This window comes from Marilutibacter aestuarii (assembly GCF_006546775.1).
GTDB classification, from domain to species: Bacteria; Pseudomonadota; Gammaproteobacteria; order Xanthomonadales; family Xanthomonadaceae; genus Marilutibacter; species Marilutibacter aestuarii.
In genome coordinates this window covers 1-13,288 of sequence record NZ_VICE01000115.1, presented here as the reverse complement: position 1 = coordinate 13,288, position 13,288 = coordinate 1, and the positions used below count along the sequence as shown (strand labels likewise).

Below are 13,288 nucleotides of genomic sequence, written 5' to 3'. Positions count from 1 at the left end.
TGCCGCGGGCAGGGGCGGCGCGACGAGTGCGCCGCGCTCGGTACTCGCACGCATGACCGATCGCATGCTTGCGCAGGGCGGCGGCGCGCCGCCGGCCAGCAGCGCCCTGAACCCGAAGATCGTGCAGGCGGTGCAGCTGGGCAATGCCGAGACAGCGGCATACGCGCCCTCCCAGATCGCCACCGGGCCGGACATGATGGTCAGCCAGGCTGCGGGCCTGGTCGCGCAGTCGGCCGCGGCGTACTTCGACGGCGTCAGCAAGCTTGCGCTCGCGAGCCAGGGCGTGCTGCTCAAGGACATGACCGAGAGCCTGGTCAACCAGCAGATCGAGAAAGCCGCCGAGGACGCGCTGGGCGTGCTCGCCACGGACGTCATGATGGGCGCCGCGGCGGCTGTCGCCGCGGCGGCGGGCGCGATGGAAGCCGAGTCGGCGAGCTTCGCGATCGATCGCATCGACCAGAGCATCGCCAGGTACAGCGACCTGCTGTCCAGGCGTTCCGGCAAGGGCTGACCGCGCGCCGGGCAGGGGGCGCGGTCGCCGGTCCGTGCCCTTCCGCGCAAGGAGGACACGGATATGGAAAAGAAGGAAGAAGACCTGCAGGCCCGGGTCCGGGCATTCGCGACGAAGTACCTGGGGCGCGAACTGAAGCCCGGCGAGCATGCGTCGCTCGACGCCCTGGTCGCAGACTGGGCGCGCACCCCCGGCGTTGCGGCCTCGCAGGTCGATGCGACCCTGCGCGAAAGCCGCAGGGCCATGGCCGGCACGCTCGCCAGCGCGGATGCGCTGGCGCGATCGCAACTGGACATGGCCGCCGCGGGTGCCGATGGCGAGGCGCATGCGCTCGCGCGGCTGCTCGACAAGGCCGACGGCCTGGGCGACCTGCGCCCCTCGAAACTCACGCCCACCGCGGTGGGTGCGCAAGGGCACCTGGTGATCGCGCAGATCGCCGATCGCCTGGCGAACCTGGTCAAGCAGGAAGTCGAGGCGCGCTTCCAGGAACACTTCGCGCCCCTGGCCCGGCAGGTCGAGCGCGCGCTTGCCGGACTCGACGCAGCGACGCCGTCCGCTCCTCATCCGAGTCCGTCGCCTCCCGGCGACACGGGTTCCCCGACGACACCGGCACCGGCGTCCGGGGGCGCGCCTGCGCCCACGCGCCGCAGGCGCTGACGCGACCACGGCACGGTTCACAAGCAGGAACCGCGCGCGTTTTTCCCCATGCACGGCGACCGCCGCGCATCCATTTCCAAGGAGTCGAAGAACATGGCATTTCCAACCGCGGTCAACGACCAGATCACCGATGCGGTCACCCAGTCGAACGTCAAGGTGGTGGCCGAGTCGCCGGCCATGGCGATGGGCTCGATCTACCAGACCATGGCGCACTCGACCGGCATCCTCTTCGAGAACGCCGTGTCCTCGCAGCAGCAGCAGAACACCCTCGCCCAGGCCGCGGCCAACCAGGGCGTGATGCAGATCTACAGCCTCGACACCACGGCCGCGGCGGGTGCCTCGGAAAAGGTCGCCCAGACCGGCGTCGCCGACAACCTCACCAGCCTGCTCACCGTGCTCAACGCCTTCAAGTAATCGCAACGCACGGGCGGCCATTGGCCTGAACCGGGCCGCTTGAACGTCATCCCCAAGGCCGGACCGGCCGTTTACCAGGAGAAATCCCATGGCATATCCCACTGCAGTCAACAACCAGATCACCGATGCGGTGACCCAGTCGAACGTCAAGGTCGTGGGTGAATCGCCGGCCATGGCGATGGCCTCGATGTACCAGACCATGGCCCATTCCACCGGCATCCTGTTCGAGAACGCGGTGTCGGCGCAGCAGCAGCAGAACACGCTGTCGCAGGCGGCTGCCAACCAGGGCGTGATGCAGGTCTACAGCCTCGACACCACCGCCGCGGCCGGTGCCACCGAGAAGGTCGCCCAGACCGGCGTGTCCGACAACCTCACCAGCCTGTTGACGGTGCTGCAGGCATTTTCCGGCAGCCGCAAGCCCGAGGGGCTGTAAGACCTCCGGCGCCGGCATGCCCGGCGCCGTTCGCATGCCGGGCACGCGTCGCTCCCGTCCACGGGATGACGGCTTCCGGTCGAAAGGCTATACCTGTGCCACCGCGATATCCGGGACGCCGCTTCGGCAGTGGTGGCGTCCGGCGACAGGAGGAGCGCGGTGGCGCGGACAGGAGTCGGGTCAGCACAAGGAAGGGGATATGGACGCTTCATCGGGCGCAGCTTGTCCTGGCAGGCGGTCGCCGCGGCCGCGCCGCCCGCTCGCGTTGGATGGCGGATGCATGCGTCCACGCCGCGCAGGCGGGCACGGTCCGGGTGGCACGGCGCGTGCGTGAGCCTGTCTCGGCCTGCGGGCAGGAACCCACGGCCACCGGCAGTGACACCCATGCCGGCCGCGCCCGGCTTCTGGCGAGCGCCGCGTTCTTCGAGGGCATGTCCGGCCGCCTGGTGGCGCACGTGGCCAACCATTCGATCGAGCGCCGCCTGGACGACGGCGAGGCGCTGTTCTTCAAGAACGACCCCGGCGACTTCATGGCCATCGTCGTCTCGGGGCGCATCCACAAGACGCTCTACGGCCCCGAGGGCCAGGAGCTGATCATCGACGCGATCGGCGTCGGCGAGAGCGTCGGCGAAACGGCCCTGCTCGACCCGATGCGCCGCAACTTCACCGCGGTCGCGCATGGCCTGACGCGCGTGCTGGTGCTGCCGCGCCGCCACTTCCACCTGCTGCTGCAGGAGCCCGCGCTGCTCGAGCGTGCCTATGCGGTGCTGTGCGCACGCCTGCGGCGCGCGGTGGACTGCCTGGAAACGCTCTGCCTGCATCGCCTCGAGTCGCGGCTGGCGCGCCACCTGCTGTTGAACATCGACGAGGCGCGCTCGGCCACCAGCGGGCACTGCATCGTCACCTTGCCCGCCACCCAGAGCATCCTTGCGGCGATGGTCAACGCGAGCCGCCCGAAGCTCAACGCCCAGTTGCAGGACTGGGACAGGTCGGGACTGATCAGTCGGCGCCACAACGTGCTGCGCATCCACGACATGGAGCGCATCCGCTTCAAGGCACAACTCGGCCGCCTGCAGCCCGCCCCGCGCGCGCGGCTGGGGCCGGGCTGAGCGCAGCGTCAGTCCAGCAACGGCTCCAGTAGCGGCCAGACATGGTCGCGCAGCCGCGGCTGGGCCGATGCAACGGGATGCAGGTTGTCGGCCTGGAAATTGGCGCGATCCCGGGCGATGGGCTCCAGCAGGAAGGGCAGCAGGCTTACGCCATGGGTGTCGGCCAATGCGGTGTAGTTGGCCGCGAAACCCTCGGTGTAGCGCGCGCCGAGGTTGGGCGGCATGCGCATGCCGACCAGCAGCACGCGGGCGCCTGCGGCCTTCGAGGCGCGGATCATGCGGTCGAGGTTCTCGCGCGTCTGCGCCAGCGGCAGCCCGCGCAACCCGTCGTTCGCGCCCAGTTCGATGACCACGACCTCGGGCGAGTGGCGGGCAAGCTCCGCACCGATCCGCGAGGCGCCGCCGGCGGTGGTCTCGCCGCTGATGCTGGCATTGACCACCTTCCAGCCCGGATGGGACTTGGCGATCCGGTCGGCGGTCAGGGCCACCCATCCCTGTGCGCTTGCCAGTCCATGCGCGGCCGACAGCGAGTCGCCCATCACCAGCACGGTGCGTGGCTTGGCGACCGGTTGCGTTGCGGCTCGTGCGGTGGATTGCGCCCAGGCAGGCGCCGCCAGCGAGAGCGCGAGCAGCACCAGGAGCGCGCGCGACCAACCAATGGCCCATTGAAGCGAGCGTCGCGATCCCGCATATCGGGTCAAGGCGTGCGACCCTTGGGTGTCGAACGCGGTCGCAGCGGTCGGGTGTCCCATCGCATGCATGCGGCTTCCTTCATTCATCTGGATAACGTCAGGATCATCATGGCCCACGCCACCGTACCGCAAGCTGAAGTCCGGCCCGCCGCCGCCCTGCAGGTCGATTCGCTCGGCAAGCGGGTGGCCCTGCCCTCGGGCTCCCTGACCATCCTCGACGGCATCGGCTTCGGCATCGACGCCGGCGATACCGTCGCCATCGTCGGTGCGTCGGGGTCCGGCAAGAGCACCCTGCTGTCGCTGATGGCGGGGCTGGACGTGCCCAGCGAGGGCGAGGTACGGCTGGACGGCGAGGCCCTGTCCACGCAGGACGAGGACGGCAGGGCGCGCGTGCGCGGGGACAAGGTCGGCTTCGTGTTCCAGAATTTCCAGTTGTTGCCATCGCTTACCGCGCTGGAGAACGTGATGCTGCCGCTGGAGCTGCGCGGCGATCGCGACGCCGAGTCGCCGGCGCGCCGGATCCTGGGCACCGTGGGCCTGGGCGAGCGGTTGGGCCACTATCCCCGCCAGCTCTCGGGCGGCGAGCAGCAGCGCGTGGCGCTGGCGCGTGCGTTCGTGACGCGGCCGGCCCTGCTGTTCGCCGACGAGCCCACCGGCAACCTGGACACCCATACCGGACAGGCGGTGATCGACCTGCTTTTCGCGCTCAACGCCGACGCCGGCACCACCCTGGTCCTGGTCACCCACGACGACGCCCTGGCGGCACGTTGCCGCCGGCGCCTGCGGCTCGACAGCGGTCGCCTGGTCGCCGATGAAGGGCGCGAGGCACGATGAAGACCTTCGCCCTGGCATGGCGGCAGATGCGCCGCGACCTGCGCGCCGGCGACGTGCGCATCCTGTTCGCGGCCCTGGTGCTGGCGGTCGTCGCGGTGACGTCGGTCGGGCTGGTGACCGATCGCGCCGAGCGCGCGCTCGCGGCCGAGGCCAACCGCCTCCTTGGCGGCGACGCGGTGGTGCGCGCCGATGCGCCCATCGGCGCCGGGATCCGCGACCTGGCTGCGCGCGAGGGCCTGCAACAGGCCGAGACCCTGTCGCTGGACAGCATGGTGACCGTCGGCGACGACGACGACGTGCGCCTGCAACTGAGCCAGTTGCAGGCCCTGGGCGCGGGTTACCCGCTGCGCGGTGGCTTCGTGCTGCGCGCCGCAGACGGCAGCGAGCGTCGGGTCGAAGGCGGGCCTGGCGCGGGCACGGCCTGGCTGAGCCAGGATGGCGCCGCGCGCCTGGACGCCGCCCCCGGCGACATCCTGGGCGTGGGCGACATCGAGCTGCGCCTGGCCGGGATCGTGGTCGAGGAACCCGATGCGTCCATCGACTACTTCAACATCGCGCCCAAGGTCTTCATGAGCCTCGACGACCTGGCCGCGACCGGCCTGGTCCAGGAAGGCAGCCGCATCCGCTATCGCCTGGCGGTGGCGGGCACGCCCTCGGCGGTGGACGCATTCACCACTGCCGTCGAACCCCTGATGGGCCGGGGCCAGCGCCTGCAGACGATCAAGGACGCGCGACCGGAGGTCCGTTCCTCGCTCGACCGCGCGGGCCGGTTCCTGGGCCTCGCGGCGCTGGTCTCGGTGGTGCTGGCGGCGATCGCGGTGGCGATGGCCGCGCGCCGGCACAGCGAGCGCCACCTCTCGGGCAGCGCGGTGATGCGCTGCCTGGGCGCGCAGCAGCGCACCCTGGTGGCGATCCACGTCGGCGAACTCGTGCTCCTGGGCCTGTTCGCCAGCACCCTGGGCGTGCTGCTCGCGTTCGCCCTGCAGGCCGCTGTCGCTGGCTGGCTGGCCGAGGCCCTGCGCATCGACATCCCGGCCGCATCGGCATGGCCCATCCTGCGCGGATATGCCGTGGGCCTGGTGGTGCTGCTCGCCTTCGGCGCACCGCCGGTGCTGGCGCTGCGCCGGGTGTCGGCCCTGCGCGTGCTGCGCCGCGACCTCGATCCGGTCGAACCCGCGGCCTGGCTGGTCGCCGCGTCGGGACTTGGCGGGCTCGCCGCGCTGCTGTGGTGGCAGGCGGGCTCGGCGACGCTGGCCCTGGCCATGCTCGGCGGGCTGCTGGCGACCTTCGCCGCGCTCGCGCTGCTGGCCTGGGGCCTGATCGTGCTGGTGCGCCGCCTGCGCTCGCGGCTGCGCGGCAGCCTGCGTTACGGCCTTGCCAATGTCGGGCGTCATGCCGCCACCAGCATCGCCCAGGTCTCGGCATTGGGCCTGGGCCTGATGGCGCTGCTGCTGCTGACCTTCGTCCGCACCGACCTGCTCGACCGCTGGCAGCTGGCCCTGGCCGAAGATGCGCCGAACCGCTTCATCATCAACGTGCAGGACGACCAGATCGACGCGGTCGGCGCGTTCATCGCCGGGCAGGGGCTCGCGGCGCCGACCCTGCATCCGATGGTGCGCGCGCGCCTGGTGAGCGAGGACGGCGCGCCGGTCAGCGGCGAGGACTATGCCGACCGCGGCGGACGCGCGGAGCGGATGGCCGAGCGGACCTTCAACCTGTCGTCGGCGGCGCGCCTGCGCGACGACAACCGGGTCACCGCCGGACGCTTCTGGACCGGCCGGCCGTCACGGCCCGAGTTGTCGGTGGAGGAAGACTTCGCCGCCGACCTGGGGTGGGCGATCGGCGACCGCATCGGCTTCGACATCGCCGGGCAGACCTTCGAGGGCACCATCACCAGCCTGCGCAGCGTCGACTGGGAGAGCTTCCAGCCCAATTTCTTCGTGCTCGCCTCGCCGGGCGCGCTCGAAGGCTATTCCGCAAGCCACATCACCGCGGTGCGCCTGCCCGGCGGGCATCCGCGCTTCACCGCGGACCTGGTGCGCCAGTTCCCCAACCTGTCGGTGATCGACATCGACGCCGTCCTCGACCAGGTGCGCAGCACCGCCGACCAGGTCTCGATGGTGGTCCGGGTGGTGTTCTACTTCTCGCTGGTCGCCGGGGTGCTGGTGCTGGTGGCCGCGATCAGCGCCAGCCAGGACGAGCGCATGCAGGAGGGCGCGGTGATGCGCGCGCTGGGCGGCAGCCGGCGCCAGTTGCGCTGGGCGCAGGTATCCGAGTTCGCCGCGATCGGCCTGCTGGCCGGCCTGGTGGCGGCGGTGGCGGCGTCGGCCCTGTCCGGCGTGGTCGCGGTGCAGGTGTTCGACCTGCCTTGGCGTCCTGACCTGGGCATGGCGGCATTCGGCGGCGGCGTCGGCATGCTCGCCGCGGTGCTGGCGGGGCTGGCCGCCACCCGCAGGGTGCTCGACGCGCCGCCGTCGGTGACCCTGCGCGAGCTCGACGGGTGAAGCGGGCCGACCGGGCCGGAGCCACGTAGAATCGCGGCATTCCCCGTGTATCCCGACGTATGCCGACCGACCGCCAAGACGATGCCCTGACCACCTTGATGCTGCCGTTCGCCAACGGCCTGCTGGACTGGCCGGAGGCGGGGGGCGCGCTGTTCCTGCGCGCCCGCGACGGCTGGCCACTGCACCGCCAACCGCTACCGGGCCTGGTCTGCGAGCAGGGGTTCCGACCCGAGGCGAAAGCCCTGGCGCATTCAGGCCTGGCGTTGCGCGAGGAAGGGGAGGCGGCCGACCGGCGGTTCCCACTCGTCATGCTGTTGCCGCCGCGCCAGCGCGCCGAATCGCGTGCGCTGATGGCCCGTGCCGTCGCCGCCACCGCGCCGGGCGGCCGCGTGCTCGCCTGCGTGCCCAACAACGAGGGCGCGCGCTCGGCCGAGGACGACCTCAAGCATCTGGTCGGCAAGGTCAGCTCCCTGAGCAAGCACAAGTGCCGCGTGTTCTGGAGCGCGCCGCTCGAAGGCGGCGTCGACGCCGACCTGCTCGCGCGCTGGCGTGACCTGGACGCCCCGCGCCCCGTCCTCGACGGGCGCTTCCACAGCCGTCCCGGCGTCTTCGCCTGGGATCGCGTCGACACCGCCTCGGCGCTGCTGGTCGAGCACCTGCCCGCGGACCTGCGCGGTCGCGCCGCGGACCTGGGGGCCGGCTTCGGTTATCTCTCGCATGCCCTGCTCGGACGCTGCGCCGGCATCTCCGCGCTCGACGTCTTCGAGGCCGAGGCGCGCGCGCTGGCGCTGGCACGACGCAACCTGGCTGACGCGCGCGTGCCGGTGGGCTTCCACTGGCACGACGTCACCGAAGGCCTGCCCGGTCGCTACGACGTCGTGGTCAGCAATCCGCCCTTCCACGGACAGGGGCGCGGCGACCGGCCCGACATCGGGCGCCGGTTCATCCAGGCGGCTGCGCAGGCGCTGGAACCCGGTGGCCGGCTCTGGATGGTCGCCAATCGCCACCTGCCTTACGAGGACGTGCTCGACGCGGCCTTCGGCGAGGTCCGCGTGCACGCCCAGCGCGATGGCTTCAAGGTCATCGAAGGCACCCGCGCGCGCGGCGGCGGGCGTCCGCGGTGAGACTGGTCCGCCTCATCGCCAACCTCGGCTACGGCAGCCGCAAGCAGGTCGCGGCCATGTTCCGCGAGGGCCGGATCACCGACCCCGACGGGGAGGTGCTGTACGCCGACGACAAGGTCGAGCACGCGCAGGTCCGCGTCGACGGCGAACCGCTCGATCCGCCGGCCGGCCTGGTCCTCGCCCTGCACAAGCCCGTCGGCTTCACCTGTTCCACCCGCGACCCCGGCCGCATCGTCTACGACCTGCTGCCGCCGCGTTTCCGACTGCGCTCGCCGGTGCTCTCGACGGTGGGCCGGCTCGACCGCGACACCAGCGGCCTGCTGCTGATGACCGACGACGGCGGCCTCCTGCACCGGATCATCTCGCCGCGGGCACAACTGGCCAAGGTGTACGAGGCTGAACTGGCCGAGCCGCTGCGCGGCGACGAGGCCGCGCTGTTCGCCAGCGGCAGCCTCATGCTCGAGTCGGAGAAGACCCCGCTGGCCCCCGCGGGGTTGGAGGTGCTGGCGCCACGCCGGGCCCGCCTCAGCCTGACCGAGGGCCGCTACCACCAGGTCCGGCGGATGTTCGCGGCGGTGGGCAACCACGTCGAGGCCCTGCACCGCGTGCGCGTCGGCGGCCTGTCGGTCGAGGGCCTGGCGGCGGGTGAGTGGCGCGCGCTCGGCCCCGCCGACCTGGAACGCCTGTTCGGCGAAGCGGCGTGACGACGGGCACCGACACGGCCACTCCCACGCTGCCCGCGATCGGGTTCAGGCCGCAGGCCGTGCTGTTCGACATGGACGGTACCCTGATCGAGAGCGAGCGCCACCTGGCCGAATGCAGCCGCCAGGCCAGCGCCGAGCTCGGGCTGGCGCTGGAGCCCTCGCTGTGGCTGGCGATGATCGGCCTGTCGGAGATGGTGTGCCGGCAGATGCTGCATGCGCGCCTGGACGAGGCGCAGGTCGACGCGCTGCAGTCGCGGACCCTGGCGCTGTACGAACGGCGCGTGGAGGCCGGCCTGCCCTTGCGTCCGGGCGTGCGCGCGATGCTGGACTGGGCCGAGGCCGCCGCCGTTCCGCGCGCGGTGGTGACCTCGACGCGTCGCGAGCGTGCCGAACGCAAGCTGGCCCGGTGCGATCTTCGGCGCTACTTCGAGCACGTGGTCACCGGCTCCGACGTCCGCGAGGCCAAGCCCGCGCCGGACATCTACCTGCTGGCCGCCGATGTCCTGGGCGTCGCCCCGTCGCGCTGCATCGTGCTCGAGGACTCCGTGCCGGGCGTGCGCGCCGCGCTCGCGGCGGGCATGACGCCGATCCAGGTCCCGGACATGGTCGCGCCCGACGCGGATGCACGGCGCCTCGGACACCGCATCGCCGACGACCTGGCGCAGGCACGCCGGGCCGTCGAGGCGGCCTGGGCGCGCCCCGACTGACCCCAGGCGCGGCTCACTCGGCCATCAGCGACCGCCAGCCCTCCAGGCCCAGGGCCTCCAGCGTCGCGATGTTGCGTTCGACGATCACGTCCGGGTCGGGATAGGCCGCGACCGCGCGATCGATGCTGGCCTCGCGCAGCAGGTGCAGGGTGGGGCAGGGCGAACGGTTGGTGTAGTTGCCCATCTCGTCCTCCGCGGTGCCGGCGAAGCGGTAGTCGGGGTGGAAGCTGGCGACCTGCAGTTCCCCCTCCAGGCCCAGCTCGGCGACCCGCGCCTCGGCGAGGCCGAGGAAGTCGTTGAAGTCGTAGAAGTCGCCCAGCACGTGCGGATGCACCAGCAGCGTCGTGTCCACCTGGGCAGGGTCGCTGGCCTGCAGAAGGCGCAGCTCCTCGTCCAGCTGTTCGAGCAGGGCCGCCGGCGTGGTCGCGTCGCTGAGTACGTAGCGGACCTGGCGCTTGGCATGCACGGCCTTGGCGAAGGGGCACAGGTTGAGCCCGATGACCGCCTTCTCCAGCCAGTGGCGGGTCGCCGCGATCGGGTCGTCCGGGCTCATCGTCCTGCCTCAGCCGGGGCGCGCGGCGCGCGTGCCATGTTCAGTCACGGAAGTTGTCGAACTGCAGCGGCTGCTCGAACTCCGCGCCCTTGAGCAGCGCGATCGCCGCCTGCAGGTCGTCGCGCTTCTTGCCGTTGACGCGCAGCTTGTCGCCGTTGATCTGCGAGTCGACCTTGATCTTCGAGCCCTTGAGCGTGGCCTGGATCTTCTTCGCCAGCTCGCGCTCGATGCCCTGCTTGACGGTGACCTTCTGCCGCGCCCCGGCCAGGTTGGTCTCGACCTCGCCGAACTCCAGGCAGCGTGCATCGATGCCGCGCGCGATCAGCCGGGCATTGAGGATGTCGGTCATCTGCTTGAGCTGGAAGTCGCTCGGGGCCGACTGCGTGATCACCGTGTCCTCGAGCGCGAACTTCGCGTCCACGCCCTTGAAGTCGAAGCGCGTGCCCAGCTCGCGGTTGGCCTGGTCCACCGCGTTGGTCAGTTCGTGGCTGTCGACTTCGGAAACGACGTCGAAGGAAGGCATGGGCGGGGCTCCGGGCGGCGTGGCTGGCGCAACAGGGTACCGCAGGCCGCCGCATGGCCCAATCGGGCGTCGGGCCCCATGGGGGGCCACCGGCGCGGTCGCCGCGGATAGACTGGAGCGCCCCGGTCGGCCCGCCCCATGTCCCCGCCAACGCCCTCGATGCCGTGTTCGTGCCGTCCTGTGCCGCGCGCCGCGCGCCCTGCCGGCGCGGCGTCGCGATCGGCATCCCACCGGGCGCCGCGCGCCAAACCCGTGTCCAGCCGACCCGCGGTGTCGACGGTCGCCCGCGCCATCGCCGGGGCGACGCGGGCCGTCCGGCCGTTCGGGGTCCAACGCGCATGAGCGCCGCCGCCTCGAACACCCGCGCGGCCTGGATCATGCTGTTGGCCGTGGCGGCGTTCTCGTTGATGGACGCGGGCCTCAAGAGCCTGGCGGCGGCCTACCCGCCGTTCCAGGTCGCCAGCCTGCGCGGCGCGGCCTCGCTTCCCTTCGTCCTGGCCTGGGCGCTGGCCACCGGCGGCCTGGCTTCGCTGCGCATCCATCGCTGGTCGCTGCACCTGCTGCGCGGCGCCATCGGCGTCGGGATGATGGCCAGCTTCGTCTACGCGCTGGCAAGCCTGCCGCTGTCGACGGCTTATTCGATCTTCTTCGTGGCGCCGCTGGCGATCACCGCCCTGTCGGTGCCCCTGCTGGGAGAGCGTGTCGGCCCCCGGCGCTGGACGGCGATCGCGATCGGCCTGCTCGGCGTGCTGGTGCTGCTGCGACCGCGTGGCGAAGGCTTCGTCAGCCTGGCGGCGCTCGCGGTGCTGGCGGCGGCGCTGGGCTACGCGCTCAGCGCGATCACCGTGCGCATGCTCACGCGCACCGACAGCGTGCAGTCGATCATGGTCTGGTTGCTGGTGATGATCGCGCTCGGCGCGGGCGTCCTGGCCTGGCCGGACTGGCAGCCGATCCGGCTTGAACACGCGTGGACGATCGCCGGCGTCGGCATCGCCGGCGCGCTGGGGCAATACGCGATCACCGAGGCCTTCCGCATCGGCGAGGCATCGGCGATCGCACCGCTGGAATACACCGCCCTGGTCTGGGGCGTGCTGCTCGACCTCGGCCTGTGGGGCGTGTTGCCCGATGCGGTCACCTGGGTCGGCGCGGCGATCATCGTCGCCAGCGGCCTCTACCTGCTGCGTCGCGAACGCCTGCACGCGGAGGCCGGGCATCCGTGAATGACGACGCCCCGCCGGAGCGGGGCGCGTCGGGTCAGGCGGGAACCGGTCATGCCCGGTTCCGTCGGCTCAGAAGCGTGCGCCGATGCCCACGCCCAGGATCACCGGGTTGACCTTGGCCTCGGCGACTTTCTGGCCGTCGATCTCGAGGTCGGAGTTGCCGTTGAGATAGCGCACGTCGGCGCGCGCAAACCAGCTCGGCGACAGCTCCACGTCGACGCCGGCGGTCGCCATCGCGCCCTTGGCGGTCTCCACGCCCAGGCGCTGCCCGGCGAGGCCGCCGCTCGCCTCGACCGACTCGTCGCTGAAGTTCTGCTCGTAGTAGCCCAGGCCGACGAACGGACGCACCAGGCTGTCGGCAGGACGGAAGTGGTACTGGCCGCTCAGCGCGTAGGGCTGCGAATCCACGCTGCCCAGCTTGCCGTTCGCGCCATTGACCCGATGGCCGAAGCGGTTGGCCGCGCCCCAGGCTTCCACGGCGACATGGTCGTTGACGTACCAGCTGGCGCTCAGGGTGGCGGCGTCGCTGCCGTCCATCTCCAGGCGCTGGCTGTCGCCGATCCAGGTGTTCTCGGTGGGTTCGGCCAGGGCGATGCCGCCGACCACGGCGAAACGCTTGCCGGTCGAGGTCTCGGTGGAGAAGGCATCCTGGGCGAAGGCGGTGGGGGCAAGGGCGAGCCCGGCCAGAAGGGCGAGGGAAAGGGTCTTGAATCGCATCGTCAACTCCTTTGTAGAGCTCTGTCGGCTCTTGTCTGGTGGTGCGGGAACCCGGCACGTTGGGGGAGGTGCCGTGCCAGGCAGGCGCACCATATCCATGGCTACATGAACGCGCCTTACCTCGGTGCCCCGCGCCGCAAGTGGGGATTCAGGGAGGTCGACGGCACGTGTGCACGCAACGCCGCCGCTGGCACGGAAAGGGCCCGGTGCCGGACGCGCGCGTCCATACGCGGACAGATGGTTTCAGCTGATACCTACGTCGCGGTTGGCGCATCCGGGCTCTGCCGCCACAATAGGCAATTCCCCATACGGTTACGGCGAGCCCGAACATGGCTGAGTTGAAGGAAGCACGCGTCCCCGACATTGGCGACTACGACGGCGTGCCGGTGATTGAATTGCTGGTGGCGGTGGGCGACACCGTCAGCCAGGACCAGGGCCTGGTGACGCTGGAATCGGACAAGGCGACGATGGAGGTGCCCGCGCCGTTCGCGGGCGTCGTGCGCGAGCTCAAGGTCAAGCTGGGCGATGAACTGGCCGAAGGCAGCGTGGTCGCGCTGATCGAGCCCAGCGAAGGGTCGGAAGCCGC

At 71.3% G+C, this 13,288-nt stretch carries 16 protein-coding genes; 12 read left to right on the top strand and 4 right to left on the bottom strand.

The genetic code is table 11. From position 1 onward, the window contains the following. From FKV25_RS12525 to FKV25_RS12505, 5 genes are all read left to right on the top strand, one after another. Window positions 1–511, top strand: a 511-nt coding sequence (locus FKV25_RS12525; protein WP_342777171.1) for a hypothetical protein, incomplete at its 5' end; no start/stop codon positions are given. A gap of 63 nt (window positions 512–574) precedes the next feature. Then, a complete protein-coding gene (locus FKV25_RS12520; RefSeq protein WP_141519135.1) occupies window positions 575–1,168 on the top strand; it encodes a hypothetical protein in 594 nt (197 codons plus the stop codon). Window positions 1,169–1,261: 93 nt separating this feature from the next. Continuing rightward, the gene (locus FKV25_RS12515) at window positions 1,262–1,582 is read left to right on the top strand and encodes a RebB family R body protein (RefSeq protein WP_141519134.1); all 321 of its coding nucleotides are present in this window, start codon (window positions 1,262–1,264) and stop codon (window positions 1,580–1,582) included. Window positions 1,583–1,670: 88 nt separating this feature from the next. Further along, window positions 1,671–2,015: a RebB family R body protein gene (locus FKV25_RS12510; protein ID WP_141519133.1), complete on the top strand. Its 345-nt coding sequence runs from the start codon at window positions 1,671–1,673 to the stop codon at window positions 2,013–2,015. Window positions 2,016–2,341: 326 nt separating this feature from the next. Next, window positions 2,342–3,124, top strand: coding sequence for a Crp/Fnr family transcriptional regulator (locus tag FKV25_RS12505; protein ID WP_211345433.1), 783 nt, complete (start codon window positions 2,342–2,344; stop codon window positions 3,122–3,124). An 8-nt stretch (window positions 3,125–3,132) separates the two neighbouring features. Here FKV25_RS12505 and FKV25_RS12500 read toward each other — a convergent pair whose 3' ends face one another. Then, the gene (locus FKV25_RS12500) at window positions 3,133–3,759 is read right to left on the bottom strand and encodes an arylesterase (RefSeq protein ID WP_246072079.1); all 627 of its coding nucleotides are present in this window, start codon (window positions 3,757–3,759) and stop codon (window positions 3,133–3,135) included. Between the two features lie 165 nt (window positions 3,760–3,924). Here FKV25_RS12500 and FKV25_RS12495 point away from each other — a divergent pair, with 165 nt between their 5' ends. From FKV25_RS12495 to FKV25_RS12475, 5 genes are read left to right on the top strand one after another with little or no spacing between them, the layout of a single operon-like run. Further along, window positions 3,925–4,650, top strand: coding sequence for an ABC transporter ATP-binding protein (locus FKV25_RS12495; RefSeq protein WP_141519132.1), 726 nt, complete (start codon window positions 3,925–3,927; stop codon window positions 4,648–4,650). Then, window positions 4,647–7,154, top strand: coding sequence for an ABC transporter permease (locus FKV25_RS12490; protein WP_141519131.1), 2,508 nt, complete (start codon window positions 4,647–4,649; stop codon window positions 7,152–7,154). Before FKV25_RS12495 ends, FKV25_RS12490 begins: the two co-directional genes overlap by 4 nt. A 59-nt stretch (window positions 7,155–7,213) precedes the next feature. After that, entirely contained in the window at window positions 7,214–8,278 is a 1,065-nt protein-coding gene (locus tag FKV25_RS12485; protein WP_141519130.1) for a class I SAM-dependent methyltransferase, read from the top strand. Then, complete coding sequence (locus tag FKV25_RS12480; protein WP_141519129.1) at window positions 8,275–8,982, top strand: pseudouridine synthase; 708 nt, start codon at window positions 8,275–8,277, stop codon at window positions 8,980–8,982. The genes FKV25_RS12485 and FKV25_RS12480 overlap by 4 nt, the downstream gene beginning before the upstream one ends. After that, window positions 8,979–9,689, top strand: coding sequence for an HAD family hydrolase (locus FKV25_RS12475; RefSeq protein ID WP_281286236.1), 711 nt, complete (start codon window positions 8,979–8,981; stop codon window positions 9,687–9,689). Before FKV25_RS12480 ends, FKV25_RS12475 begins: the two co-directional genes overlap by 4 nt. Before the next feature lie 13 nt (window positions 9,690–9,702). On the opposite strand, the gene FKV25_RS12470 is transcribed toward FKV25_RS12475, so the two are convergent. Together FKV25_RS12470 and FKV25_RS12465 are read right to left on the bottom strand one after the other, a co-directional pair. Then, window positions 9,703–10,242, bottom strand: coding sequence for a DUF1415 domain-containing protein (locus FKV25_RS12470; RefSeq protein WP_141519128.1), 540 nt, complete (start codon window positions 10,240–10,242; stop codon window positions 9,703–9,705). A 40-nt stretch (window positions 10,243–10,282) separates the two neighbouring features. Then, window positions 10,283–10,765 carry a YajQ family cyclic di-GMP-binding protein gene (locus FKV25_RS12465; protein ID WP_141519127.1) on the bottom strand — a complete coding sequence of 161 codons (483 nt, stop codon included), beginning with the start codon at window positions 10,763–10,765 and terminating at the stop codon, window positions 10,283–10,285. Window positions 10,766–11,103: 338 nt separating this feature from the next. Here FKV25_RS12465 and FKV25_RS12460 point away from each other — a divergent pair, with 338 nt between their 5' ends. After that, window positions 11,104–11,985, top strand: coding sequence for a DMT family transporter (locus FKV25_RS12460; RefSeq protein ID WP_141519126.1), 882 nt, complete (start codon window positions 11,104–11,106; stop codon window positions 11,983–11,985). Between the two features lie 69 nt (window positions 11,986–12,054). On the opposite strand, the gene FKV25_RS12455 is transcribed toward FKV25_RS12460, so the two are convergent. Next, window positions 12,055–12,702 carry an OmpW/AlkL family protein gene (locus FKV25_RS12455; RefSeq protein WP_141519125.1) on the bottom strand — a complete coding sequence of 216 codons (648 nt, stop codon included), beginning with the start codon at window positions 12,700–12,702 and terminating at the stop codon, window positions 12,055–12,057. Between the two features lie 329 nt (window positions 12,703–13,031). Here FKV25_RS12455 and FKV25_RS12450 point away from each other — a divergent pair. After that, a partial coding sequence (locus tag FKV25_RS12450; protein ID WP_342777170.1) for a biotin/lipoyl-containing protein occupies window positions 13,032–13,288 on the top strand: 257 nt, incomplete at its 3' end.

Coding starts and splice junctions, on each gene's coding strand:
- FKV25_RS12520 (WP_141519135.1), top strand. CDS start 575: ATGGAAAAGAAGGAAGAAGACCTGCAGGCCCGGGTCCGGGCATTCGCG.
- FKV25_RS12515 (WP_141519134.1), top strand. CDS start 1,262: ATGGCATTTCCAACCGCGGTCAACGACCAGATCACCGATGCGGTCACC.
- FKV25_RS12510 (WP_141519133.1), top strand. CDS start 1,671: ATGGCATATCCCACTGCAGTCAACAACCAGATCACCGATGCGGTGACC.
- FKV25_RS12495 (WP_141519132.1), top strand. CDS start 3,925: ATGGCCCACGCCACCGTACCGCAAGCTGAAGTCCGGCCCGCCGCCGCC.
- FKV25_RS12490 (WP_141519131.1), top strand. CDS start 4,647: ATGAAGACCTTCGCCCTGGCATGGCGGCAGATGCGCCGCGACCTGCGC.
- FKV25_RS12485 (WP_141519130.1), top strand. CDS start 7,214: ATGCCGACCGACCGCCAAGACGATGCCCTGACCACCTTGATGCTGCCG.
- FKV25_RS12470 (WP_141519128.1), bottom strand. CDS start 10,242: ATGAGCCCGGACGACCCGATCGCGGCGACCCGCCACTGGCTGGAGAAG.
- FKV25_RS12465 (WP_141519127.1), bottom strand. CDS start 10,765: ATGCCTTCCTTCGACGTCGTTTCCGAAGTCGACAGCCACGAACTGACC.
- FKV25_RS12460 (WP_141519126.1), top strand. CDS start 11,104: ATGAGCGCCGCCGCCTCGAACACCCGCGCGGCCTGGATCATGCTGTTG.
- FKV25_RS12455 (WP_141519125.1), bottom strand. CDS start 12,702: ATGCGATTCAAGACCCTTTCCCTCGCCCTTCTGGCCGGGCTCGCCCTT.